This is a genomic window from Niallia oryzisoli (assembly GCF_036670025.1).
GTDB lineage: Bacteria > Bacillota > Bacilli > Bacillales > Cytobacillaceae > Bacillus_BD > Bacillus_BD oryzisoli.
The window spans coordinates 2,064,235-2,087,349 of sequence record NZ_CP137640.1 but is presented as its reverse complement, the minus strand read 5'-3'; the positions used below and the strand labels follow the sequence as shown (position 1 = coordinate 2,087,349).

Here is a 23,115-nt window from a genome sequence, read left to right as displayed (position 1 = left end):
CCGAGGTATCCCTCGGTTATTTAGCAGGCTATCCCCGTCGCACCGACGGTTAGCAGTACAAGTGGCGTGAGCCTCCTGCAAGTGTTGCAAACTTGTACGTTGAACTCACCACGCACCCTACTTTAGCTTGGTTTTCGCAACTTCGGTGTGCGTGAAGACGAATGGTGCTTGGATATTTTACAGTGCGAAGCCTTTCTCGCACTAACCTTCTGTCGGAAAAAGATAAAGTTGCCAAAATCTCATCTTATGATCGTGAGGGGATTTATTGATATTAGTAACTAAAGTTTTAAAGCTTTATTCTTAAAAAGGATACATGAATGATTTGATGCAAAAATTAAAGATGTTACAAAACCTAAAGGAGGTATTCCAAATGAATAAACAAAGAGCGCAAGAAATTGCAGTTTCGCCAAATTTAGTCAATGTTACGTACAATGATGTCCCTGTTTATATTCAACATGTTGATGAAAGCCGTGAAATAGCCAGAATCTATCCTCTTGATTCACCTGAAAACGAACAAGAGGTACCGCTAAACAGCTTAATAGAGCATTAATATTCCCCTTCTCTAACATCCAAACGCTTTAATTAAGTGTTTGGATGTTTTTATTATTAAAAAAACACCTGAACTTTCATCCAGATGTTTTCATACATGTTAGTAAAGGTCGTCCCTATCTATATCATTTTTGAGTTCTTTCTTTTGAGGGGAGAGCTCTTCTGAAGCCTCTGTTTGAAACCGTAAATTTGTAGACTGTTTAAGAGTTTGATTATCCTCTTTCGTAACATTATTTGATACATACTTATGATAGAAATACTCAAATATTGTCACACCTAACGCAGCCAACAAGGACACTCTAAATAAATTATCTCCACGTGTAAAGCTTTCACTCATAAACCAGATCACCAATAATGCAAGTCCAAAATCTGCAAGTGTTGCAGTGGTATTATTTGTCCTTGGTAAAATGAGAATATCACCAATTATATAGGAAACAATCGCTAAAACGAGAGAGAGTAAAAAGATATTTCCAGTTTCCATCCCATAAAATAAACCAAGGATCACATACAATAGAACAAAAGTCGAAATAAATTTGATTGCCAATGCTTTTACATGTTTCATTCTCACCATCTCCTTTTGAATATTATTATGGATATATTTTTGACCTCTATTCGTGTAAAATACTCAAAAAAAAGAAAATCCCACGATTGGAACCTTCTTTACTGGTATTGCCCTTTATGAACTTTGATGCAAACCGCATTCCGATTTTGAAGATCCTGCCCATCTGCCGGCGCGCTGATCTCCGTTCTCAACGACTGGCTGTGTACAAGGAGCACATCCGATGCTGGGATATCCTTTATCATGTAACGGATTATAAGGCAGCTTGTTTAATTTTATATAGGTTTGTATATCCTCCCATGTCCAATGGATGAGTGGACAGATTTTTATCTTCCCAAATTTATCATCTTTATTGATATATTGTGTTTTACTTCTTGTTGGAGATTGCTCTCTTCTTAAACCAGAGATCCATGCTTTGGCATCTTTTAATGCCTCTGTAAGGGGAGCCACCTTCCGCATATGACAGCAAAGGTTTGGGTTGTGCTTCCATAATTCTTCTCCATACCATTTTGCTTGTTCATCTAAAGAACTTATTGGTTTCACGTTTGTAATGTGTAACGAAGGATAAAGCACTTTTACTTTCTCAATTAAATCATACGTTTCCTTAAAATGAAGCCCTGTATCCAGAAAAATAACTTTAGCATTTTTGTTAACCTTTGAAATTAAGTCAATTAACACAATCCCTTCTGCGCCAAAACTGCATGCATAGACAATCTCATCTCCATACTCTTTAAAAGACCATTTTAAAACATCATAATAATCTTTAAAATGTTCCAGCATGGCTTCGATTTTCTTATCATTCCATTTTTCATACGATAAACTTTCTGACAAGATTTACCCCTCCGTTTCCCAGGACACTCTTTAAATTAGTCAAATTGTATTGTCATACATTCATTGTTTCGAATGATTATTTGATTCATATTATTGATATGACCATATTGAGCATACGAAATCATTGCTCTCATCCATGAGCCGTGCCCGAATACAAGGATATTCTTTCGCTCCCGATACTTTTGGAGAAACAAAAGGATCCGCTTCTCCAGGTTCAAGACACTTTCACCGAGGATCATTTCGCGCGGATTATTCGCCCACATACCACCGTTAGCTTTTAAAAGCTCTTCCTTTGGACGGCCTTCGAACGGTCCAAAATCTAATTCATCCAAGAGTCCTTCTGTTTCTGCACGGTAACCATATAAATGGGCTGTTTGATGGGTCCTTTTCAAAGTACTGGCCAATACTATATCATATGGCACTAATTTGGACAGGAGCAATTGATTTTCCTTTATTTCTTCTTGAAGCTTTACTGTTAATGGTGAAATATCAATATCTCTTCTCCCTTGCAGCCAGGTCCTCTTATTCCAATCTGTAGGTAAATGTCTTATAAAGGTAGCCTGCATTCATGATCCTCCAGATAAAACGTATCACTTCTCAAACCGCATCTTTGGGTTTCTAATAGTAATACGTCTTTAATATTTACATTCCCTAAATTGACGTTTGCCCCAAGTTCATTTATAAAAAAGATTTGGTGTTTTGAGCTCGGTGCTTCAAAAATGACCTTCCTGCTGTCTATGCCTTTGACTAACTGTCGGATTAAATCCGCCTTAAGGCAGCCGCTTCTATCATAAATTCCAGAGGTCCCCGAATCTCTTCCTTCTGTAATGACATATTCGCACCCTGCCTCTAATAATAAATTTATTTCCTCCTGCCACTGGACAATCGACATTTCCTGATTAGAATCCTTCGACCCAACTTCTGCAATCACATGAAAATCCTTTTTGATTTCATTAATGATATTTAATCGGTCTTCAATTTTAATATCTATCGTACCATTGGATACCTCTACCCATTCTATGCCCAGTTCCCTTATCCTGATAAGATAATCTGGAAGTTTATCTTGAAAGTAACATTTTTCAAATAATGTTCCTCCGCAATATGGCTTAATGTCATACTTTTTATACAGATCAACTTTTTCCTTTAGGTTTGGAGTCACATAAGCAGTTCCCATTCCAAACTTAGCAATATCAATTATGTGATGATAGTCTTTTAAGAGATTTTCTAGTTCCCCTATTGGGGTACCTTTATCAATAATCGATGTTAGTCCAAACTTCCGGCTTCTTGAGGTCCTTTTTGGTAAATCTAAAAATTCCATCGGGAATGCGCCTCCTCTATATATCTAACATAGATTATTCAATTATTGGGTATGTGTGTAGATATTGGGCTTTTACCATTGGAAAAAGTCAATCTAGATAATGTGTATTTAGCACATAGTGCTATTTTTAAAATTTATTTTATTATAATTATATTATGTAAATTACTCTTATTCGAAGAATCAGCCATACATGAAAAAAGGGGTATAGACAAAAAGCTTTATTTGCCTACAGCCCCTATCGTTGTTTAAGATGCTTTTGTCTTTTGCATTGTTTGAAGCTTCATTTCAAGCCTCTCACTGAAGAATGTCGAGCCTAAAATAAGTATACCGCCGATGATCTGAATTACCCTCATGCTTTCCTGCAGGAAAATTGCTGCCATTATGACAGCAGATATGGGATCAATATAACTCAAAATGGCTATCGTCTGGCCTTGAAGCTTCTTAATTGAGACAAAATAAAGAAAGTACGCAATTCCGGTATGCACAACCCCAATAATCAAAATAAATATAAGAGACTCTGCATTCAATCCTGAAAAGTCCAATTGTTCTTTCAGATAGACATATGGAAACAGTACGAGAGCAGCAACCCATAATTGGACTAAAGTCGTTTCATAGCCAGATAAATTTTTGATAAATTTATTCATTAAAATAACACTTGCATAAAAGGCTGCTGCTAATAGGCCATACAAGACACCGACTATATGCTGCAGCGGAGCGTTTCCATTCCCTCCGCCGATATCGACAACGAGAAACAATCCAATCATAGCTGTTATGATACTGCCTACCTTAACGGCTGTAAGTTTTTCTTTTAGAACTACAGGTGCGAGGATCATGACAAATATAGGTGCAAAATAATAGCTTAATGTTGCATTAGATATTGTAGTATAGCGGTAGGATTCAAATAAAAAAATCCAATTAAAACCGATGGCGGCACCGGATAGTACTAAAAGGACAACATTCGCTTTGATTGCTTTAAAGGAAAACCTTTGTTTCACAAGAAAACTTGTCCCGAGCAGGAATAATCCTCCAATTGCTCCCCTTAAAAGAGCAATTTCACTTGAAGAAAGATTTATCTTTTTCACAAAAATTCCGATACTGCCAAAGATCAGCATCACACTTATGAGTTTATAATGTTCTTTCATATGTACCCCCTGAAACATCTATTCTTCCTTATATTACTATATCTTCAGTCCATTCAGTACTTATTAGGCGCCACATTCAAAACTTATTCATTGTCATTCGCGGCTAGAAATAATGAAGGATCATGCTTTTCGATACATCTTTTTAGAGCAAATGGAGACAGTAACAACTAGCGTCCATTCAAAAAGGAGGGATTAATATGGAGAATACAAACGAATTTGTTGCAAAGCTGCATGAAAAACAGCAAAAAGACGAACAAAATCGTAAACGCCAAGGCAGAGGAAATCCAAGCGGAAAATTACCAAACAAACAACATTAAAGCAAGAAAAGAACGCTTGATTAAAGACTCAAGCGTTCTATCTTATGAATATTTTGATGTACGAGCCTTAACAGCAAAGACTAACTTTCGAGATCTGACCGCTTACCTGGCTCTTCCTTCCCATTTGTTTCATTACCAGTTGTAGAAGTGTAACCAACCCGGTAACGGAAGTCCTTTTGTTGTTTTAATGCATTTGGCATTGTATATTGTTCTTTATTTTGAAATTCGCCTGCTTTTGACATAATAGGTTACCACTCCTTTTGACTTAGCATTCCGCTTTATCAAGATGGAGCGGAGGCGGTACAAGCCAGCCTTTTTCCTTTAAAAGCTTTAACGTTTTCGCTGCATATTGTGCCTTTTTCATATGGAATTGTCCGTACATCATTGCAATGTCCTCGCGAATACACTGTCCAATAACCGTACTGCAGCTGACAAGACCTGCTGCGAGGGCAACGCCAAGCTGATTGGCAATTTCCGGATCCATGAAGCGCGCTCCGGCTGGGATATTTTCTAAACAGGCCTTTGGACGTTCTGGTGGTGTTGGAGGTAGACCGACACCATTTTCTTTTAAAACAATTTCGACCTCTTCAATCTCGGTTTTTGTTCCATTCTCTAATACGTCCTCAACCAGTCTTTTTAAATCCTCATCACCAATATGATTTAAAAGTGTTTCATATCCTGCCACAAATGCTTTTGATGCGTTTAAATGAGTCCATAAGGCAAAAACCTCGCCATAATGTAATGGCTCTTCTTTCGGATTTCCGCTAAGTATACCCATAATCATCCCCCTCAATTTGTACATACCATTGCCCCTTTTTTTTAGCGTGGCATTAATATGATGCCAACCTGCAGGGATATCATGAGAGGAATAATTAGCCATAAAAAAGCATTCTGTTATAAACAGAACGCCAGAACGCTTTTTATTACTGAAAATCATTTTTAGCTATTATTTTTTTACTTCTTGAGCTCCAGTTACTTTACCTTCAATTACTGCAGTTCCTTTTAGATCTTCACTTGCATAATAGATATTTCCATCAACTGTTGCATCTTTTGTTAAAGTAAAGCCTTTTGCTTGTACGTATACATCACCTTTAACTGTACCAGCTTGTACTTTAAAGTTTTCACTTTGTACAGTCATTTTTGGTACTGTTAATGTAAATCTTGCAGTCACATTGTGGTTCTCATCTTGTGTATATGGGGCAAATTTACGATAGATTGGCTTTGCAGCGTCGCCTTTATCATGGAATTCTCCAGCTACAACTAATTCGTCATCAATCGTTACATCGTTAAGAATAGCGAAGATCCAATTTCCTTCTTTGCTGGCAGCTTTCTTCAACGCATCTCCATCTTTTACGATTGAAGCTGTTGTTACAACATCTGCATCAGCTGAGGCTACTTTCACTTCTTGTGCCCCCGTTACTTTACCTTCAATCACTGCAGTTGCTTTTAAGTCTTCGCTTGCATAGTAAATGTTTCCATCGATTGTAGCATCAGCAGTTAGCGTAAAGCCTTTTGCTTCTACATAAACATCACCTTTTACAGTACCTGCTTGTACTTTGAAGTTTTCACTTTGTACAGTCATTTTTGGTACTGTTAATGTATATCTTGCAGTCACATTGTGATTCTCATCTTGTGCATATGGTGCAAATTTACGATAGATTGGATTTGCAGCGTCTCCTTTATCATGAAATTCTCCAGCTACAACTAATTCATCATCAATGGTTACGTCATTAAGAATAGCAAAAATCCATGTTCCTTCAGTACTTGCAGCTTTCTTTAGTCCCTCTGCATCATTTACGATTGATGCTGTAGTAACCGCATCGGCTTTTTCAGCTATTTCTGTTTTTGTTTCTGTTGATTCTTGTGCTGTTGCTTTTTCTGCTGTTTCGTCAGATGCTTTCTCATCTGTTCCACAAGCAGCTAAAGAGCCAACTAGTAATGTTGATGCTAATAATGCTTTGAATTTCATGTGCTTTTCCTCCTAGGATGATAATAGTACTTCCTGAACTCAATTTATCATATTTTGTTTATTTATAAACGAGTTGCATATGTACATTTTGTGAATTTGTGATCATAATAAATTCACATTTTTTATAGTAAAGAACTTGATAAAATAAGAAAATGACGTATGCCAGTGCATACGTCATTTTCTTATTTTATTATTGATTTGTTTCGGTCGAACCAGTCACTTTACCGTCTATGATAGCCGAAGATTTCACATCTTCATTAGCATAGTCAATAGTAGCTGTCTTATCCAATGTAAAGCCTTGTGCTTCCACTAATACATCACCTTTAACCGTTCGTTCCACCTTGGATTTTAAAGTTTGGACTTTGAACCGTTAATTTAGGCACTGTTAACGTGTATGAAGCAGTGATGTTATGATTTTCATCCTGTGAGTATAGAGATTGATGTTAGTAATGCTTTCAGTTTCATACATTTTCCTCCTTAGTGTTTTGTTTAAGACTTTAGTCGTATCTTTTCCTGCTAAAATAATCATTTATTTCCTTAATTAAAAAGTGTGTTTCTAGACAGCTGCCATGCAAAAAAAGTCCCAATTGGGACTTTTCTCGGAATCAGATTTATTAAAGAAACAACAGTAAGCTTAAAGCCATGCAAGCCATACCGCCGATCATTCCGTAAATCGATGTATGTGCTTCATCATATTTTTTAGCTGCCGGCAATAACTCATCAAGCGAGATAAAGACCATAATTCCTGCAACAGCTGCAAAAATGACCCCGAACATAATATCATTTAAAAATGGCATCAGCACGAAAAAGGCTAAGAGGGCACCAATTGGTTCTGACAGACCTGATAAGAATGAAAGCTTAAATGCTTTTTTCTTGCTTCCCGTTGCAAAATAAACAGGTACCGATACAGCAATTCCTTCAGGGATATTATGAATCGCAATCGCTGCGGCAATCGCAATCCCTAAAGCAGGATCTTGCATTGCAGAGGCAAATGTGGCTATCCCTTCAGGAAAGTTATGAATTCCAATTGCAAGGGCTGTGAATGTACCCATTTTTAACAGGGCGGGATCAGCTGCAGAAGGAACCTGTCTCATTTCCTCTACTCTTTTTAACTCATGAGGGTTTCCTTGTTTTGGAATGAATTTATCAATCAAGGCAATTAATAACATCCCGCCAAAAAAACCACCGACTGTTGCCCAATTACCCGGCACCTTCCCCATCGCACCGACAAGCGCATCCTTCGCTTTAACGAAAATTTCAATCATGGAGACATAAATCATTACGCCCGCGGAAAATCCAAGTGCTAATGACAAAAACTTTGTATTTGTCCTTGACGTAAAAAAGGCTAAGATACTACCAATACCCGTGGCTAAACCAGCAAACAGCGTCAGCCCCAATGCCAATAATACATCCTCCGTCATTTATTCCCTCTCCTCTATAAAACCTTTTGAACAAATTAAAATATGTTTTGTAAAGGCAACTTTAATCATAAAAAAATCATCTGTTTTAACATATGCATTGACCACAAAAAGTTTCCTATGATCAACATTTTAATCTACAGTAAAAATAACTTGCAATGAATACGCTTATTAATAAGATAAATAACGTATATACATTAATTCATTAAACTATTGACGTTAAATATATAGACACAATAAATAAATATTTTGTCGAAATAAATTGAAAGATTTCAAATTAAATACTATTATTAATGGTAATAGCTATTTCATTTCAATGACTAAATCCCCTCGTTAAAAAAAACACCATTATTCCAACATAGTGAAATCTGATTGATATTAACAAGCAATAAAGTATAAATTACAGGAGGGATAAACGTGGATAACGAACAACTTTTAACGTTTATTACCGTTTATGAATTTAATAATTACTCACGGGCAGCAGAGTATCTCAATTTAACGCAGCCAGCCGTAACCGCAAGAATTCAAAAACTTGAATTAGAGCTAGATTGTAAATTATTTTATCGAGACGGAAAAAAAATACTTTTGACAGAAGAAGGAAGCGCTTTACTTCCTCTTGCCAGAAAAATACTTAATTACATGAATGAAGCAAGACACACCATTGACCTTTTAAAATCTCCAACACTAACAATCGGGTTATCTCCTGCCTTCTCTGTCTTTATCATCTTAGAAATATTATCCTTATTAAGAGAGCAAAATAAGAAATCTTTTGATTTAGTTGAAGCAATCGATTCAATTGAAATTTCTAATATGATTACAAAGGGAATAATCGACGTTGGTCTGGTAAGGGATGTGATCCCATTTAATGATCTAGAGTATCAATTGCTGTTTCATGAAAAGCTTATCTTTGTCGTAGGAAAAGACCATCCTTTGGCACAAAAATCAGAAATTACAAAGGCTGATTTAGTTGGTCAAACGATGATTTGCTATCGGCGAGAAACACCTATTTGGGTAAAAATTGATGAAAAATTAGTCGGTGTCGAGGACTTGCAGCGCATTGAAGTCGGCAGCTTTGAAATGGTTAACTTAATGGTGAAAAACAACTGGGGGTTTAGTATTATTCCTGAACTATCACTGGGTAATGATCCTGACGTCATTAATCATGATTACGTATTGATTCCGTTTCCGGAATTTGAAAACCTTACTTTTAATATTGCAGGTATCTATAAGAAGAATTCTCCAAAATTGGATAGAATCCACTTATTTTTACAATTTTTTGAAACCACTTTAAAGAATCGAAGTTTAAATTAATCTTTCATATAAAGGACAAACTAAAGGGCATCTCTTTAGGATCTGGAATAAATGAATCCTTCCAGCTCCCAAGAAATGGCCTTTTTTTATGAATAAAGTATTTTTTGACAAGTTTTGTCGTTTATGTTGATTTTTTAAGCAAATACTTTAAAATGAGTACATGCATTGTAAAGATAATGTAAATATCATACTTAAACTATTGACAACAAGGAGGTATTTAGAAATGAATATCGTTGAATTTTGCGGTAATATGGAACTAGCCATGATCAAATTTGTTTACTCATTGACGGATGATGTAAATGAAAAAATTGTGAGAAAGAAGCTATTTTACAAAGAGCAAATTGTCCGTTACGTGCAAAAACAAATAGATGTATTTTTTATGAAACACAATTTAAAAGCTGCACTTGTACAAACGTACAAAAATGAGTGTTTTAACACAATTATGTTTAAATTAAAAAGCATTTTAAAGGAGAAGCCTATTTTCCAATGTATATAAAATTCATATATAAATAAAAAGAGAACTTTTCCTTATACATCCTGTATAAAAGGTAAAGTTCTCTTTTTATAAAATCTTATTTTTACTTAACTGGTTCTTTTACATAATTTGCTTTATTTAAACCAAGAAACTTAACAGCATTTTCGCCAAGCATCTTTTTCTTGTCTTCTTCATCAAGCTCCATCACATCAATTACTTTTCCTGATGGAATTTCACGTAATACAAACGGATAATCAGAACCTGCCATCAATTTATCTGTTCCAAATTTATCAATCATAAATTGAAGATTTTTTGGATCATAAACAAGCGTATCAAAATACAGCTGTTTTGCATAATAGCTTGGTTTTTCTTCCGTTGTACGGATATGCGGCCATGATTCCCATGCTTGATCAATTCGAGCTAATACATAAGGGAATGAGCCTCCACCATGTGAGAAGCAAATTTTTAGGTTTGGATACTTCTCTAAAATACCGCTGAAAATCAAGCTTCCAGCAGCAAGTGCTGTTTCTGATGGCATACCGATCGAATACATAAAGTTATGTCTAGGCATTCTTTCTACACCAACAGTAGCCCATGGGTGAACAAAAATAGGTACTTCCATTTTGGCAGCTGCTTCAATGAAGCGTAAAATTTCTGGATCGTCTAGCGTTTTACCATTTGCATTACTTCCGATTTCAATTCCTTTTAAGCCTAATTCATTAATCGCTCTTTCCATTTCAGCAATTGCTAAATCAGCATCTTGTAATGGAACAGTTCCTAGTCCGACAAAACGGTCAGGATATTCTGCAACAACAGAAGCGATAAAATCATTTTGTGCTTTTGACAGTTCTAAGCACTTTTCTGCATCTGCCCAGTACGCAAATGTAACCGGAATTGGAGAAAGGACTTGGACGTCGATTCCTTCTTCATCCATTTGGGCAATACGTTTTTTTGCATCCCAAGCATTATCATCAATTTTACGGAATGATTTACCGTCTTTATAAATTTCCGCTCCACAATCACATGTATGCTTTAATGTTGGGAAACGATTGTCGCCGTATTTTTCTTCGAAATCAGGGAAATTACCAGGAATAATATGCGCATGAAAATCTACACGAAAATGTTTTTCTTTAGACAAAATGTCCCCTCCTCATTTATGTTATTTTATGTTAGTTTTATCGATTAGTTTTCGACCTTTGCAAGATCCTCTTGAATGATTTTTCCATATTTAGCAAAGTCTGGTTTTGGTGTTCCGCCCCACTCATCGATTGTTTCTTTACTTGGCTCTAAGCGGCGTGGTTCTCTTGCACCTTCTTCAGGGAATTCTTCCATTCCTTGGCTGTATTCCAATGTTAAGCCGTCTGGATCAGCAAAGTATAGGAAGATACTTCCTGATGGATGATGTCTTCCTGGTCCAAAAAGAATAGGAACATTTTGATCATTTAAGCGATTAACTTGTTTACCTATATCATCAACAGTTTCAGCTTGGTATGCTAAGTGATTTAATTTGTTCTCAGGACCTTTTGTAATCGCAAGGTTGTGGTGATATGGTGTAGGGAATGCACGTAACCATGCCCATGCTGTTTCTCTACCTGAAGTATCAGAAACTACGAAGTTTAATACATTTGTATAGAAGTCTAATAACTCATCAAAGCGGTTTGTATCGTATACTACATGTAAGAATCTTGTGATTTTTGCATCTTTAGGAACAAACGGTAAGCCCATTTGCATCATTTCGACATAGAATTCATAAGTAACACCAATGATAGGATCTTTGAATCGTAATGTTCTGCCTTGTGCAAGGCTTTGCGTTTCTTTTTTGCTCAATTCTACTGGGTTTAAGCCTTGCTCTGTTAAATAGTCAAATACACCTTGGAATTGAGAAGCTTTTTCAAGTTCGAACGCAACGCGTTTTAATCCTGCTTCAGGACCTTGTTCAAGAATTAAATTATGGTGATCTCTTGAGCTTCTTAGGTATACGGTTTCATTTTCACGTTCAACAAATTGCATTCCTACTACATTTTCATAAAAATCAGTTGATTTATTTAAATCTGTTACGTTTAATACGACATAGCCTAATTTTTTATAACGAATCATTAGTATTCCTCCTGTTGCAGTAAAAATTAATTGAATATATTACAAATTTAACTGAAATTCGACTATTTGTCTAATTATATATTTTTGGGAATTAGCTCGGTTATTGAAAATATTTTTTTGATTTCGTATAACTCATTTTATTCATAAAAAGTCAAATAATATGCTTTATAGCAGTAGGATCTGATAATCGTAGTTGTTGATTTCTGTTCCGGGCACTTCCCAATCCTTTATGGTGCGAGCTTATCTGATAGTTTTTCAATCATATCCTTTGTCATTTTTGGCAGATCATACTGAGCGACAAAGCCCCATTCGTTCTTGGCGGCACTTGCATCAATTTGATCAGGCCAACTGTCAGCAATCCTCTGTCTGACAGGATCAATCTTATATTCAAGGGTAAAGCCTGGTAGATGGTTTTGAATTTCCAATGCGAGTTCTTCCGGGGAAAAACTCATGCCCGTGACATTATAGGCATTGCGATGCTTAAGCTGTTTAGTGTCCGCTTCCATCACGTCTGCAATGGCTTTCAAAGCATCAGGCATATACATCATATCGATATACGTTCCTTGCCTTAAATAGGAAGTATAACGGCCGTTTTGAATCGCATCATAGAATATTTCAACGGCATAATCTGTCGTTCCTCCCCCTGGCAGGGTCATATAGGAAATCAAGCCGGGAAACCTTATTCCTCTTGTATCAACACTGAATTTATGAAAATAATAATCGGCCAAAAGCTCACCCGCCACTTTATTTACGCCGTACATTGTGACGGGACGAAGTACTGTTTCTTGTGGAGTCATGATTTTTTGTGTCGAAGGTCCAAATACCCCAATGGAGCTTGGCGTAAATAATTGAGCTTTTTGTTCTCTTGCCGTCTCAAGTGCGTTCAATAAGCCGCCCATGTTGAGGTGCCAAGCTAAAAGTGGATTTCCTTCAGCAACTGCGGATAAAAGAGCGGCCAAATGGATAATCGTATCGGCATGAAATCTGCCGGCTGCTTCATTAAAAGCTTTTCGATCCATTACATCAAGCAGTTCAAATGGTCCTGACCTGACAACCTCTGTATCATTTTTTCTGATATCTGTTGCTAAAACATGCTCTGCACCATAGTGTTTCCTTAAAAACAGCGTTAATTCAGAACCTATTTGGCCTAATGCACCCGTAATCATGATTCGTTTCATAGTAACCCTCTCCATTCATAAATTAAGCCATACATTTGGCGATAAAACTGTATTTAAGGATGTTTCCTTTGGCTTATTAGCGGAAGATCATGTCGGTTTGGTAGGAGCAAACGGGGTTAGGAAATCAACTTTAATGAATATCATAATACACAACTCCGGAACAGAAGATTGGAAGCCAAATGTTGAATACGGCTATTATTGATCAAAACACGGTCCTAACATCGGGTAAAACCATGCGTGATGTCTTGAAGGATGCCTTTCTTCCATTGTATGAATAGGAAAATGAACTGAACCAAGTAACAGCGAAAATGGCTGATGCAACACCGAAGAGTTAGAAAAACTATTAATTAAAACGCGCTTTAAAAAAATACAATGGGACAATTGTTCTTGTATGCCATGAGCCTGACCTGAATTCTATGAGGGCTGGATTATAAAAGTATGGAATGTGGAAAAATGGTCACAAAAACTTACTAACTAGTTTTAATGTATCAGTAGATAGTCATAAAAAATCTTACATAATTCCACCGGATCTTAGCCGGTGGAATCTTCTTTATAAAACGGAAAAACAGATACATACCTGTTTCATCAATCGATAAAATGAATGATTATTAATAGAATAAATCTATCCATTAACAAATTATTTCGTTATAATAAATAGGTATAAACAACTAACTGGAGGCTGTATAATGAAAAAGCTCATTACAATTAGCTTTACCCTGCTATTGCTAATCTTACTGTCTGCTTGTTCTGGTAATGAAGAAGCTGAAAAAAATACTCAAGGGACAGAAGACAATGAAGAAATTTTTAAAATCGGTGCGATTCCTGACCAAAACGCTGCCGATATGAATAGAAGCTTAAGTAAATTAGCTGATTATTTAACCGAAAAAACAGATCTTAAAGTTGAATATGTACCTTCTGTCGATTATGCTGCACTAGTTACGGCTTTTGAACGCGGTGAAATTCAATTAGCCTGGTTCGGCGGTCTAACTGGCGTACAAGCTAGAAACGTAGTACCTGAAGCTGAAGCAATTGCGCAACGACCAATAGATGAGGAATTCCATTCCGTTTTTATCGCAGGTACAAACACGAATATCAAAAGTCTTGAAGACTTAAAAGGCCAAAGCTTTACATTTGGCAGCGAAAGCTCTACATCCGGTCACTTAATGCCGCGTTATTTCTTAGAGGAAGCAGGCATTAACCCGGAAAAGGATTTCGACGGCCAGCCAAACTATTCCGGCTCACACGACAAAACCTACAAATTAGTTGAATCTGGTTCCATGAAGGCCGGTGTGTTAAACATTTCCGTCTGGGATGCGGCAGTTGCAGAAAAGAAAGTTGATACAAGCAAAGTAAATGTTTTCTATACAACGCCAAGCTACTATGATTATCATTGGACCATCAACAAAGTTGATGATAAATTTGGCGAAGGAACAAAACAAAAAGTAACCGATGCTCTTCTTTCCCTTAACAGTGCGGATCAGCCGGAAATTATGGAACTATTCCAATCAGAGAACTTTATTCCAACTAAAAATAGTAATTATGAGGCAATTGAACAAGTTGCCAAGGAAGTTGGCATTATTAAATAGAAGGTGAAGAGGTTGACATCATCTACAGAAATCATTGAAGTAAAAAATTTATCGAAATACTATGAGCGGAAGATAGCCTTATCTTCCCTTTCTTTTTCTATTAAAAAGGGGGAATTGATTGCACTAATCGGACCAAGCGGTGCAGGGAAAACAACCCTTCTTAATACATTTGCCACAATAGTCAAGCCTGATGAAGGAAGGCTTGTGATTGCTGGAATTCCCTCAGAAAAATTAACCAATCGCAAAACATTAGCCAAAAAAATCGGTATTATCAGGCAGCAATTTGATCTTGTCGGTCAGCTCCCTGTAATTCATAACGTGTTATCCGGTCGCTTGGCAGATTGGGGGTTGATTAAATCACTGGTCTCACTTATTATTCCACAGGAAAAACAAGCTGCCCTAAAAGCATTAGAAAGAGTCGGCCTAGCCGATAAATTCATGGAGCAAACCTCAAAATTATCCGGCGGCGAACAGCAGCGCGTCGCATTAGCCCGCTTGCTTTTACAAAGTCCTGAAATTATTTTAGCTGATGAACCGGTAGCGTCATTGGATCCTGCCCGTGCTGAAGATATTCTTTCGATGTTAACGAAACTTGCGCAGGAAGAAAATCAAACATTGATTACCAGCCTTCATTCAGTGGAATATGCAAGAAAATATTTTACAAGGATCATTGCGATTAAAAACGGTGAAGTCTTTTTTGATTTGCCTGCCGAAAAAGTAAGTGATTTGTTGTTGTCTGATCTTTATCAGCTAAAGGAGCGGTCAGATAATGGGGAATCTTAAATACACGCTCGAAGGGCAGCGCAAAAATGTTTTAACAGTCTTTTTGGTTTTAGTGTTTATTTGGAGTCTGTTTGCCGTTAAATGGAATGAGAATTTAGTTCATTCCGGCGGCTTAGCAACCATTCGGCAAGTTGGCGAAGCTCTCCTACATCCGAATTTATCATCTGAAATAATCCAACTGGCAATTGAATCGACGTGGATTACGCTTGCATATGCGGTTTGCGGCATGGCACTTGCCATTTTCATTGCCTTTTTCTTCGGTATTTTTGCGTCAGGGATTTTACATGACCGAAAGAGCACTAAACTGATTTCGAAAGGGATTTTTCGAGGCATTCTTGGATTTTTGCGTGCCATTCATGAGCTTGTATGGGCTTTAATTTTTGTTGCTATTTTTGGTTTATCCCCTCTTTCCGCCATTTTAGCCTTAGGCATTCCTTACGGTGGGATATTAGGACGTATATTTGCCGATATGCTGAGTGATGTTCAAGAGGAACCAATCGAAGCGCTTCGTTCATCAGGTGCTTCGAAGCTGCAATGTCTTTTTTATGGGTATTTTCCACTTGTTCGCGCAAACATCATCAGCTATACGATGTACCGGTTCGAATGTGCAATCCGCTCATCAGCTATCATGAGCTTTGTTGGTTTAGGAGGACTTGGCTTTCAAATTCAGTTATCGTTAAATGACTTAAAATATGACGAAGTATGGACGTTTCTTTTCTTTTTAATTGGAATTGTTGTACTTGTCGACAACTGGAGCGTCCAATTGCGCAAAGGAATGCACGAAGCAAAAAAAGGCTTTACCTTTGTCACCTTTTCCGTGTTCCTTACAGCCGCTCTTCTCGGTATGTCATGGTGGTTTATATTTGCAATAGAGCAGGCAAGTCTGAAGGATTTATTCTCGGAAAAAAATGCCTATTATGCTCAAGAGTTTTTCGCTGGCTTATTTGGAATCGGCGAAGTGGGCCAGCCTGCCTTTTTAAATAGCGAGGCCTGGAAAGAAGCCCTCAAACTCACCTATGAAACGCTTAGAATGAGTGTCATGGCGATAGGTATATCAACGATTGCGATGTTTTTAACCGTCGTTCCTGCTGCTAGAAATATCGCAGACGGATCACTTACGTTAATGAAGAAATGGTATAACTGGCTTCTTTTTGGGTTTATCCGCGTGATGTATATTTTCAGTCGCGCCATTCCGGAACTTGTTTGGGCGATGATTATTGTTTTTATCTTAAAACCAGGTGTTTTACCTGGCGCAATTGCATTGGCGCTTCATAACTTTGGTATTCTTGGAAAACTTTGTGCTGAAGTAATTGAAGACTTGGATGAACGTCCAGTACGTAATCTTGCCTCAAGCGGCGCCTCGAAAAGTCAAATGCTGTTATATGGAGTACTGCCGGCCGTCATGCCGCAGTTTTTAATGTATATTTTATACCGTTGGGAAGTTATCATGCGGACAACAATCGTCGTTGGTTTTGTCGGTGCAGGTGGTTTAGGTCAGCAATTTAAAATGAGTTTAAGCTTTTTTCACTATACAGATGTTACCCTCTTGCTCTTGTGCTACTGCATCCTCGTTTTTATTGCCGATTTTTTTTCAGAGGCAGCACGGAAAGCAGCAAAATAAGGAACTCTGCTGCCTGAAAAAGGAAAAGATCGTATGCCCACACCCTTAGGGTCAAGCATTACGATCTTTTTTTGCAGCCCTAGTGCTTTCTCTCCCCCAGCTCCAAGATTTCAGAATTCGGCAACACATCATAGGTAGCTTGAGGCTGTCTTGTAATAAACATGCTCTCTTTACCAATAGAAAATAAATGTAACTCATGCATCGCCCGCGTACAGGAAGTGTAAAAAAGTTGGCGCTCCATTTCCCGGCCAAAGTTTTTCTGCGAAGCATTGTACATAATAACGGCATCAAATTCGATTCCTTTTGCTAAATAGGCCGGAATAAACACGAGCCCTTTTTCATAATGAATGGAGCCTTTTTCCATTAAATATCCATCTACTTTACCGGACAATCCTTCAAAAGCATGCTTTGTCTCATTTGCATTTTTACCAATCACAGCAATGGTTTGATATCCCCTATTACGCAGTGTTTGAATACACTCGAGTATTTTACACTGTAAATCCTGTTCATCAGACACGATGGATAATGTCGGCTTCCTGCCCTCTCGATTAAACGGTTCAATTTTATCCCCGTCAATCACCAATCCTTTCGTAAATTCTACAATCTGTTTCGTAGACCGGTAACTTTTCGTCAAGGTGATTGTTTCTTTTTCTGAATCAGGATCCACTTGAAAGATATTCACCATATCCTTGGAATGAAGAAAAATCGCTTGGTTCATATCACCTAATAAAGTCATTTTGCTGTATGGAAATAACTCCTTTAAATAAGCAAACTGAAATGGCGAATAATCCTGGGCTTCGTCAATAAATACATGACGAATACTTAAGTTCACCTTTTTACCTTCTATCCGTTCCTTCAAATATAAAAACGGTGTCGCATCTTCATATGGAAGAATATTTTTTTCCAAAGCAGTGATTGATATTTGTCTGATTTGGTCCCATTCCGGTGGAAAAGGCTGTTCAATTTCCAGCTGCTCTGTAAATAGCTGCTGGTAAATCTTCTTCATATCTATAAATTTCAATCGTTTCACACTGTGTATCAGCGGCTTCATTTCCCGATTGACAACTTGTTTAATAAGAAATTTCTGCTCTTCCTCAAAATCATTAAATGTATCTTCGCCTGAGCCGTGTTTTTTCTTATAGGAATTGTAGGCTGCTAAGTAATCTTCCTTCTCTAAAAATTGGATTTCCGCTTCCACCCAGCTCTTTTTCTGTTCTTTTTTGGCTTGTGCTCTGAGGACTTTCATGATCCAGTCCTTTACCATTTGAATTCGATTTGGAATCGACATCGCAGCGTCCAACTGATAGAATTGATCGAGCATATCCATTTTGGAGACAATCACCCTGCCTCGGAAAAAGATATCTTTAAAATAAAGACCGCCAAGATGAATAGAATCGAGAAATGAATCGATTAGAGCTTTAAAGTGAAGACTGCCTTTAAAACGAATACTTGCCAGTCTTGTGTGATAATAGGCCGATGCTTCTTCATTCAATATAAATTCCAACTGGGAAAACGGATCCTCGACTCGATAATGGGTTCCTAATTGACTATCCAAATATTCTTGAAAGGTCGTTTGCTTCATATTTTCCTCGCCAAGTTCAGGAAGCACGGTCGACACATAGCTGTTAAACAATGGGTTAGGCGAAAATAACATAATATTTTCCGATGATAGTGTTTCACGGTAGCGGTATAGTAAATAGGCCACTCGTTGCAGCGCTGCAGATGTTTTCCCGCTGCCGGCAACCCCCTGCACAACGAGCAATTTACTTTTTTCATTACGAATGATCTGATTTTGCTCTCTTTGGATGGTTGCGACAATGCTTTTCATTTGCGTACTTGCATTTGCCCCAAGTACTTCTTGCAGCATCTCATCTCCAATCGTAATTCCTGTATCGAACATGGAAATCATTTGACCGTTTCGGATAATATACTGTCGTTTTAACGTCATTTCACCTGTTATCGTTCCTTCGGGTGTTTCATATGAAGCCGAGCCAGGAGGAAAATCATAATAAAGGCTTGAGATAGGCGCGCGCCAGTCATAAATTAGAAATTGCTCCTCGTTTCGGTCCATAAAGGAGGCAATCCCTATATAAATGTGCTCTTCCGCTTCCCCGTCCTCTTTAAAGTCAATTCTGCCGAAATATGGCGAATCTTTTAGTCTTGCTAATGTTTTTAACCGCTTATGAAGCTGACCATGACTTCTTTCCCGCTCAGATAATAACTCAGCCTGCTGCTTGATACTTGTAAACGTTTCAATGACATCATCAGGTTCATCAAGATTTACTGTTACATCCTGCCAAAATGTTTTTCTTAGTTCAATAGTATCTGATTTAATATCGCTTGTGCGATTTTGCAATTTCCTTATTGTGTGATCAATCTCAATAATCATATGATTGATCCGCTCTTGTTCCTTGGCCATTTCCTTCGCTTCTTCTTTACTCATAAGACCACTCCTACTAAACCGGTTAATCCTTATTTAACAACAGCAGCATTTGCTTATTTCGCGCTTCTTTTTCCTCTACAGACGATAAGTCATATTTTTTCAGCAGATGAAACATTTCATTTAATTCTGCTTGTGTATGCTCTTTTGAAAAATAGCTTTCGAACTTACCATTTAATTCATCGGGTAAGAAAGAACTTTGTGATTCATATTTTTTTAGTACGTCTTCATGACTGTGGTCTAATTTGCAATTACTCATTCCTACATTCCCCTTTATATTCAAATAATAGCAATTATGCAACTTTCTTCTAACATAACTCAAATTATATCTATCTTTCCTAATAGTATCAAATGAAAGCTTGCTTCTTTCCGTCCCCTATCCGTATTGTTTTTTAGTTATATAATGCTCATTCTTTTTTAACTTTTACATTTAGAGGTATACTTATTAAGGACGGTTGTAATTAAAGAAAGGAGAGGCTGCTTTTGTCCATTCATCACAATGCTGAAACGATTAGGCTATTAAAAGACCTGTTATTAATTCCGAGTCCATCCGGAAATACATATGAAATCATTTCTTTTGTCGAAGATTATTTATCAGAGCTTAAGATTGAAACAAAACGAAACCGAAAAGGCGGACTGATTGCCACACTGCCAGGCAGTGATTCAAGGCACCATCGAATGCTTACCGCTCACGTCGATACTTTAGGTGCGATGGTGAAAGAAATAAAAGATAGCGGCCGATTAAAGCTCGATTTAATCGGTGGTTTCAAATATAACTCGATTGAAGGAGAATATTGTACAATCGAAACGGCTTCCGGAAAAAAATACAGCGGTACGATCCTGATGCACCAAACATCTGTACATGTTTATAAGGATGCAGATAAAAAGGAACGAAATCAAGAAAACATGGAAGTCAGAATCGACGAAAAAGTCCGCACGAAAGAGGATGTACGTGCGCTGGGCATCGAGGTCGGCGATTTTGTCTCCTTCGATCCACGGGTTGAAATCACACCTTCGGGATTTATTAAATCAAGGCACTTAGATGATAAAGCAAGCGTTGCGATTCTTTTACAGCTTATCAAAAGAATCAAAACCGCAAACATTACACTGCCCTATACGACTCATTTTCTTATATCAAATAATGAAGAAATCGGTTATGGCGGTAATTCAAATATTACACCGGAAACAGTTGAATTCTTAGCTGTCGATATGGGGGCGATTGGTGATGGGCAGTCAACAGATGAATATACCGTGTCCATTTGTACAAAGGATGCCAGCGGTCCGTATCATTATGAACTTAGAAAACGACTTGTAAAACTTGCCCAAGAACATGGCATACAATACAAACTTGATCTCTATCCATTCTATGGCTCCGATGCTTCCGCTGCACTTCGGGCGGGGCATGATATTATTCATGGGTTAGTAGGACCTGGTATTGATTCGTCCCATGCGTTTGAGCGAACACATCAACAAGCACTCGAAGAGACAGCCGAGCTGTTATTCCATTATATACAGTCGGAAATGATTCTCTGAATATAGAAAGAAACAGCCGGTGATTCTGGCTGTTTCTTTTTCTATATCATATGATTACTGATTACTTCCAAAACCGCTTATTCTCTTCCCTTACAGTTAACTGGAGTTGGTCAAGCTTCTCGAGGAAAGGAATCATCAGCTTTCGGGACAGTCCAAGTATTTGCTTTGCAATCCCTATATCAAACGCTGATGTTGTTTCTGATTTTAGCCTCGTTACAGCCTCTTGAAACACTTCTCCATGCCAATAGTATTGGCCATCGAGTGACACAATCTTCTCTTCTTCCTCAAGAAAATGTTTGATATCATTAACCAGATAGTCCGGGATTCCATCATCCTTAAAATAATCGGCTAGATAGCGAACTTGAAATCCATCCTGTTTCAACTTACTGAGCATATTTTCCGTACGCTTTTGCCAGTTTTTTGGAACATGGGGGATGAAATTGTGTAATGCAACAAATTGCCCATTTTTGCTTAATAGATCTCTTTCTACACCATAGTCAAGAACATATTCTAACAATGTTTTTGGAAAGTCCTTTTGTAAATGATGTAATAGCTCTGCTTTATTTATCCCCGGTTTCATGGAATGCTGGGTATGGTGATAGGAAATCCGATCTGTGAATTCTTCTAAAAGTGTCTCCATAATGGATTGCATCGTATATTCCTTTTTATGAATAAGAACAAACTCCGAACTAGTTAACTCGGTTAAAAGAGATTCCTCAGAAAGTGATGTCCGCTTTATCAGCTCATGTAATGACAGGCTTTTTGCTTCGACAAGGGCTGCGATTATTCTTTCCTTTGCTGTTCCGACTTTTTTCTGCTCCAGCTGCTCAATTGTCCTGTAACCAAATTTATATTTTTCGCCGCGCGGTTCAATCACCCAGCCGCCGCCGATTGTTTCCGTTGGTGTCGGTCTTCGTAAAATAAAGCGGTCACCGCGTTTCGTCACAATTTCTTCATCAAGCCTCAACTGACACAGGACTTCATCATTCTCCGTTTCAATTGTATTACGGTCAAAAAAGACAATCCGCCCCATGACCTCGGAAGTACCGATATGACATTTGATCGGCATACGCTGCTTCACGATATAGTCTAAATCACTGACAACCTGCATCGCGACATCAATCGTTTTCGTCACGATAAAATGCTCCGAAGAAACAAGTACATCCCCGCGTTCCAGCTCCTCCTTTGTCACACCGGAAAGATTAATCGCTGCTCTTTGCCCGGCAAATGCATGCTGAACCTGAAGATGATGAACCTGAATCTGTCTAGCCCTTACATGCAGACCTTTTGGCAAAATCGTTAGAACCTGGCCTTCTTCAATCGATCCTTCATAGACGGTTCCTCTCACAACTGTCCCTTGTCCTTTAACTGTAAAAACCTGATCAATTGGTAAACGAAAGGCTCCACGAACATCACGCATTTCCTGTGCTTTTAATGTGTCAATGATATCCGTTTTTAATTCTTCGACCCCCTTATGTGAAAGACTATCAACGAGAACAAACGGGGCCTGTTCAAAGACCGTGTTCTGTAACTCGTCAAAAATATCTTCTTTCACAATCTCAATCAGTTCTTCATCCACGCGGTCTATTTTCGTAATCGCAACTATACCGTTTTTTACCCCGAGAAATTTTAGAATTTCAAGATGCTCCCTCGTCTGCGGCATCACTCCTTCATCAGCTGCGACAACTAAAACAACCAGATCAATACCGGCGACACCGGCGATCATCTGCCTGATAAAACGTTCATGTCCCGGTACGTCGACAACAGAAATTTGAATTTCATCATCCTCGAATAAAGGTGCAAAACCAAGCTCGATGGAAATATTCCGCTCCTTTTCTTCCTTTAACCGATCCGTATCTACATTTGTTAAAGCTTTTGTCAGTGTTGTTTTTCCATGATCGATATGACCTGCCATACCAATTGTAAAATATCGTTTATTCACCTGCTGTCACCTGCTTTTATGTACATTTTAATTCTATTATAGCATG

23 protein-coding genes and 1 pseudogene are annotated in these 23,115 nt (G+C 37.8%); 9 read left to right on the top strand and 15 right to left on the bottom strand.

What is annotated here, in order from left to right; genetic code table 11:
* The first annotated feature begins 370 nt into the window (after positions 1 to 370).
* On the top strand, positions 371 to 550 hold the full coding sequence (locus tag R4Z09_RS10475; RefSeq protein WP_338452266.1) for a small acid-soluble spore protein H: 180 nt from the start codon (positions 371 to 373) through the stop codon (positions 548 to 550).
* 99 nt (positions 551 to 649) lie between these two features.
* Here R4Z09_RS10475 and R4Z09_RS10470 read toward each other — a convergent pair whose 3' ends face one another.
* From R4Z09_RS10470 to R4Z09_RS10450, 5 genes are all read right to left on the bottom strand, one after another.
* Complete coding sequence (locus tag R4Z09_RS10470; protein ID WP_338452265.1) at positions 650 to 1,111, bottom strand: YndM family protein; 462 nt, start codon at positions 1,109 to 1,111, stop codon at positions 650 to 652.
* Between the two features lie 114 nt (positions 1,112 to 1,225).
* Positions 1,226 to 1,939 (bottom strand): phosphoadenylyl-sulfate reductase, encoded by a 714-nt coding sequence (locus tag R4Z09_RS10465; protein WP_338452264.1) that lies wholly within the window; start codon positions 1,937 to 1,939, stop codon positions 1,226 to 1,228.
* Between the two features lie 35 nt (positions 1,940 to 1,974).
* A complete protein-coding gene (locus R4Z09_RS10460; RefSeq protein ID WP_338452263.1) occupies positions 1,975 to 2,505 on the bottom strand; it encodes a histidine phosphatase family protein in 531 nt (176 codons plus the stop codon).
* Positions 2,487 to 3,257: a phosphosulfolactate synthase gene (locus tag R4Z09_RS10455; protein ID WP_338452262.1), complete on the bottom strand. Its 771-nt coding sequence runs from the start codon at positions 3,255 to 3,257 to the stop codon at positions 2,487 to 2,489. The genes R4Z09_RS10460 and R4Z09_RS10455 overlap by 19 nt, the downstream gene beginning before the upstream one ends.
* 245 nt (positions 3,258 to 3,502) lie before the next feature.
* The gene (locus R4Z09_RS10450) at positions 3,503 to 4,399 is read right to left on the bottom strand and encodes a DMT family transporter (RefSeq protein ID WP_338452261.1); all 897 of its coding nucleotides are present in this window, start codon (positions 4,397 to 4,399) and stop codon (positions 3,503 to 3,505) included.
* A gap of 197 nt (positions 4,400 to 4,596) precedes the next feature.
* Here R4Z09_RS10450 and R4Z09_RS10445 point away from each other — a divergent pair, with 197 nt between their 5' ends.
* Positions 4,597 to 4,716: a DUF4023 domain-containing protein gene (locus tag R4Z09_RS10445; protein ID WP_338452260.1), complete on the top strand. Its 120-nt coding sequence runs from the start codon at positions 4,597 to 4,599 to the stop codon at positions 4,714 to 4,716.
* 80 nt (positions 4,717 to 4,796) lie between these two features.
* Here the strand turns inward: R4Z09_RS10445 and R4Z09_RS10440 are convergent, their stop codons facing one another.
* The 4 genes from R4Z09_RS10440 to zupT all read right to left on the bottom strand — a co-directional run bounded on the left by R4Z09_RS10440 (position 4,797) and on the right by zupT (position 8,106).
* Positions 4,797 to 4,958 (bottom strand): hypothetical protein, encoded by a 162-nt coding sequence (locus R4Z09_RS10440; protein WP_338452259.1) that lies wholly within the window; start codon positions 4,956 to 4,958, stop codon positions 4,797 to 4,799.
* Positions 4,959 to 4,981: 23 nt separating this feature from the next.
* The gene (locus tag R4Z09_RS10435) at positions 4,982 to 5,494 is read right to left on the bottom strand and encodes a DUF3231 family protein (RefSeq protein WP_338452258.1); all 513 of its coding nucleotides are present in this window, start codon (positions 5,492 to 5,494) and stop codon (positions 4,982 to 4,984) included.
* 168 nt (positions 5,495 to 5,662) lie between these two features.
* On the bottom strand, positions 5,663 to 6,685 hold the full coding sequence (locus tag R4Z09_RS10430; RefSeq protein WP_338452257.1) for a polymer-forming cytoskeletal protein: 1,023 nt from the start codon (positions 6,683 to 6,685) through the stop codon (positions 5,663 to 5,665).
* 614 nt (positions 6,686 to 7,299) lie between these two features.
* Positions 7,300 to 8,106 carry a zinc transporter ZupT gene (zupT, locus tag R4Z09_RS10425; protein ID WP_338452256.1) on the bottom strand — a complete coding sequence of 269 codons (807 nt, stop codon included), beginning with the start codon at positions 8,104 to 8,106 and terminating at the stop codon, positions 7,300 to 7,302.
* A 414-nt stretch (positions 8,107 to 8,520) separates the two neighbouring features.
* On the opposite strand from zupT, the gene R4Z09_RS10420 reads away from it, so the two are divergent.
* Both R4Z09_RS10420 and R4Z09_RS10415 read left to right on the top strand, forming a co-directional pair.
* Complete coding sequence (locus R4Z09_RS10420; RefSeq protein WP_338452255.1) at positions 8,521 to 9,414, top strand: LysR family transcriptional regulator; 894 nt, start codon at positions 8,521 to 8,523, stop codon at positions 9,412 to 9,414.
* Positions 9,415 to 9,637: 223 nt separating this feature from the next.
* Positions 9,638 to 9,910, top strand: coding sequence for a hypothetical protein (locus R4Z09_RS10415; protein WP_338452254.1), 273 nt, complete (start codon positions 9,638 to 9,640; stop codon positions 9,908 to 9,910).
* Between the two features lie 82 nt (positions 9,911 to 9,992).
* On the opposite strand, the gene R4Z09_RS10410 is transcribed toward R4Z09_RS10415, so the two are convergent.
* The 3 genes from R4Z09_RS10410 to R4Z09_RS10400 all read right to left on the bottom strand — a co-directional run bounded on the left by R4Z09_RS10410 (position 9,993) and on the right by R4Z09_RS10400 (position 13,164).
* A complete protein-coding gene (locus R4Z09_RS10410; protein ID WP_338452253.1) occupies positions 9,993 to 11,027 on the bottom strand; it encodes an amidohydrolase family protein in 1,035 nt (344 codons plus the stop codon).
* Positions 11,028 to 11,071: 44 nt separating this feature from the next.
* A complete protein-coding gene (locus R4Z09_RS10405) occupies positions 11,072 to 11,986 on the bottom strand; it encodes a VOC family protein (protein WP_338452252.1) in 915 nt (304 codons plus the stop codon).
* A 227-nt stretch (positions 11,987 to 12,213) separates the two neighbouring features.
* Positions 12,214 to 13,164, bottom strand: a complete 951-nt coding sequence (locus R4Z09_RS10400; protein WP_338452251.1) for an L-threonine 3-dehydrogenase — start codon at positions 13,162 to 13,164, stop codon at positions 12,214 to 12,216.
* On the opposite strand from R4Z09_RS10400, the pseudogene R4Z09_RS10395 reads away from it, so the two are divergent.
* The 4 genes and pseudogenes from R4Z09_RS10395 to R4Z09_RS10380 form a co-directional block, all read left to right on the top strand.
* A pseudogene (locus R4Z09_RS10395) lies at positions 13,163 to 13,439 on the top strand (ABC transporter ATP-binding protein); the annotation flags it as partial. The gene R4Z09_RS10400 and the pseudogene R4Z09_RS10395 overlap by 2 nt on opposite strands.
* A gap of 411 nt (positions 13,440 to 13,850) precedes the next feature.
* Positions 13,851 to 14,750, top strand: a complete 900-nt coding sequence (locus R4Z09_RS10390; protein ID WP_338452250.1) for a putative selenate ABC transporter substrate-binding protein — start codon at positions 13,851 to 13,853, stop codon at positions 14,748 to 14,750.
* A gap of 12 nt (positions 14,751 to 14,762) precedes the next feature.
* Positions 14,763 to 15,533 carry a phosphonate ABC transporter ATP-binding protein gene (locus R4Z09_RS10385; RefSeq protein WP_338452249.1) on the top strand — a complete coding sequence of 257 codons (771 nt, stop codon included), beginning with the start codon at positions 14,763 to 14,765 and terminating at the stop codon, positions 15,531 to 15,533.
* Positions 15,520 to 17,154, top strand: a complete 1,635-nt coding sequence (locus R4Z09_RS10380) for a PhnE/PtxC family ABC transporter permease (RefSeq protein ID WP_338452248.1) — start codon at positions 15,520 to 15,522, stop codon at positions 17,152 to 17,154. Before R4Z09_RS10385 ends, R4Z09_RS10380 begins: the two co-directional genes overlap by 14 nt.
* Before the next feature lie 79 nt (positions 17,155 to 17,233).
* On the opposite strand, the gene helD is transcribed toward R4Z09_RS10380, so the two are convergent.
* Together helD and R4Z09_RS10370 are read right to left on the bottom strand one after the other, a co-directional pair.
* A complete protein-coding gene (helD, locus tag R4Z09_RS10375; RefSeq protein WP_338452247.1) occupies positions 17,234 to 19,597 on the bottom strand; it encodes an RNA polymerase recycling motor HelD in 2,364 nt (787 codons plus the stop codon).
* A gap of 22 nt (positions 19,598 to 19,619) precedes the next feature.
* Positions 19,620 to 19,853 (bottom strand): hypothetical protein, encoded by a 234-nt coding sequence (locus tag R4Z09_RS10370; protein WP_338452246.1) that lies wholly within the window; start codon positions 19,851 to 19,853, stop codon positions 19,620 to 19,622.
* 224 nt (positions 19,854 to 20,077) lie between these two features.
* Here R4Z09_RS10370 and R4Z09_RS10365 point away from each other — a divergent pair, with 224 nt between their 5' ends.
* Entirely contained in the window at positions 20,078 to 21,127 is a 1,050-nt protein-coding gene (locus R4Z09_RS10365; protein ID WP_338452245.1) for a M42 family metallopeptidase, read from the top strand.
* 61 nt (positions 21,128 to 21,188) lie between these two features.
* On the opposite strand, the gene selB is transcribed toward R4Z09_RS10365, so the two are convergent.
* The gene (gene selB, locus R4Z09_RS10360; RefSeq protein ID WP_338452244.1) at positions 21,189 to 23,069 is read right to left on the bottom strand and encodes a selenocysteine-specific translation elongation factor; all 1,881 of its coding nucleotides are present in this window, start codon (positions 23,067 to 23,069) and stop codon (positions 21,189 to 21,191) included.
* Positions 23,070 to 23,115 lie beyond the last annotated feature (46 nt).

Excerpts from the sequence above, each read along its gene's own strand:
- R4Z09_RS10475 (WP_338452266.1), top strand. The coding sequence starts at position 371 with ATGAATAAACAAAGAGCGCAAGAAATTGCAGTTTCGCCAAATTTAGTC.
- R4Z09_RS10435 (WP_338452258.1), bottom strand. The coding sequence starts at position 5,494 with ATGGGTATACTTAGCGGAAATCCGAAAGAAGAGCCATTACATTATGGC.
- R4Z09_RS10370 (WP_338452246.1), bottom strand. The coding sequence starts at position 19,853 with ATGAGTAATTGCAAATTAGACCACAGTCATGAAGACGTACTAAAAAAA.
- R4Z09_RS10400 (WP_338452251.1), bottom strand. The coding sequence starts at position 13,164 with ATGAAACGAATCATGATTACGGGTGCATTAGGCCAAATAGGTTCTGAA.
- R4Z09_RS10455 (WP_338452262.1), bottom strand. The coding sequence starts at position 3,257 with ATGGAATTTTTAGATTTACCAAAAAGGACCTCAAGAAGCCGGAAGTTT.
- R4Z09_RS10405 (WP_338452252.1), bottom strand. The coding sequence starts at position 11,986 with ATGATTCGTTATAAAAAATTAGGCTATGTCGTATTAAACGTAACAGAT.
- R4Z09_RS10440 (WP_338452259.1), bottom strand. The coding sequence starts at position 4,958 with ATGTCAAAAGCAGGCGAATTTCAAAATAAAGAACAATATACAATGCCA.
- R4Z09_RS10460 (WP_338452263.1), bottom strand. The coding sequence starts at position 2,505 with ATGCAGGCTACCTTTATAAGACATTTACCTACAGATTGGAATAAGAGG.
- R4Z09_RS10450 (WP_338452261.1), bottom strand. The coding sequence starts at position 4,399 with ATGAAAGAACATTATAAACTCATAAGTGTGATGCTGATCTTTGGCAGT.
- zupT (WP_338452256.1), bottom strand. The coding sequence starts at position 8,106 with ATGACGGAGGATGTATTATTGGCATTGGGGCTGACGCTGTTTGCTGGT.
- R4Z09_RS10380 (WP_338452248.1), top strand. The coding sequence starts at position 15,520 with ATGGGGAATCTTAAATACACGCTCGAAGGGCAGCGCAAAAATGTTTTA.
- R4Z09_RS10445 (WP_338452260.1), top strand. The coding sequence starts at position 4,597 with ATGGAGAATACAAACGAATTTGTTGCAAAGCTGCATGAAAAACAGCAA.
- R4Z09_RS10430 (WP_338452257.1), bottom strand. The coding sequence starts at position 6,685 with ATGAAATTCAAAGCATTATTAGCATCAACATTACTAGTTGGCTCTTTA.
- R4Z09_RS10390 (WP_338452250.1), top strand. The coding sequence starts at position 13,851 with ATGAAAAAGCTCATTACAATTAGCTTTACCCTGCTATTGCTAATCTTA.
- R4Z09_RS10415 (WP_338452254.1), top strand. The coding sequence starts at position 9,638 with ATGAATATCGTTGAATTTTGCGGTAATATGGAACTAGCCATGATCAAA.
- helD (WP_338452247.1), bottom strand. The coding sequence starts at position 19,597 with ATGAGTAAAGAAGAAGCGAAGGAAATGGCCAAGGAACAAGAGCGGATC.
- R4Z09_RS10470 (WP_338452265.1), bottom strand. The coding sequence starts at position 1,111 with ATGAAACATGTAAAAGCATTGGCAATCAAATTTATTTCGACTTTTGTT.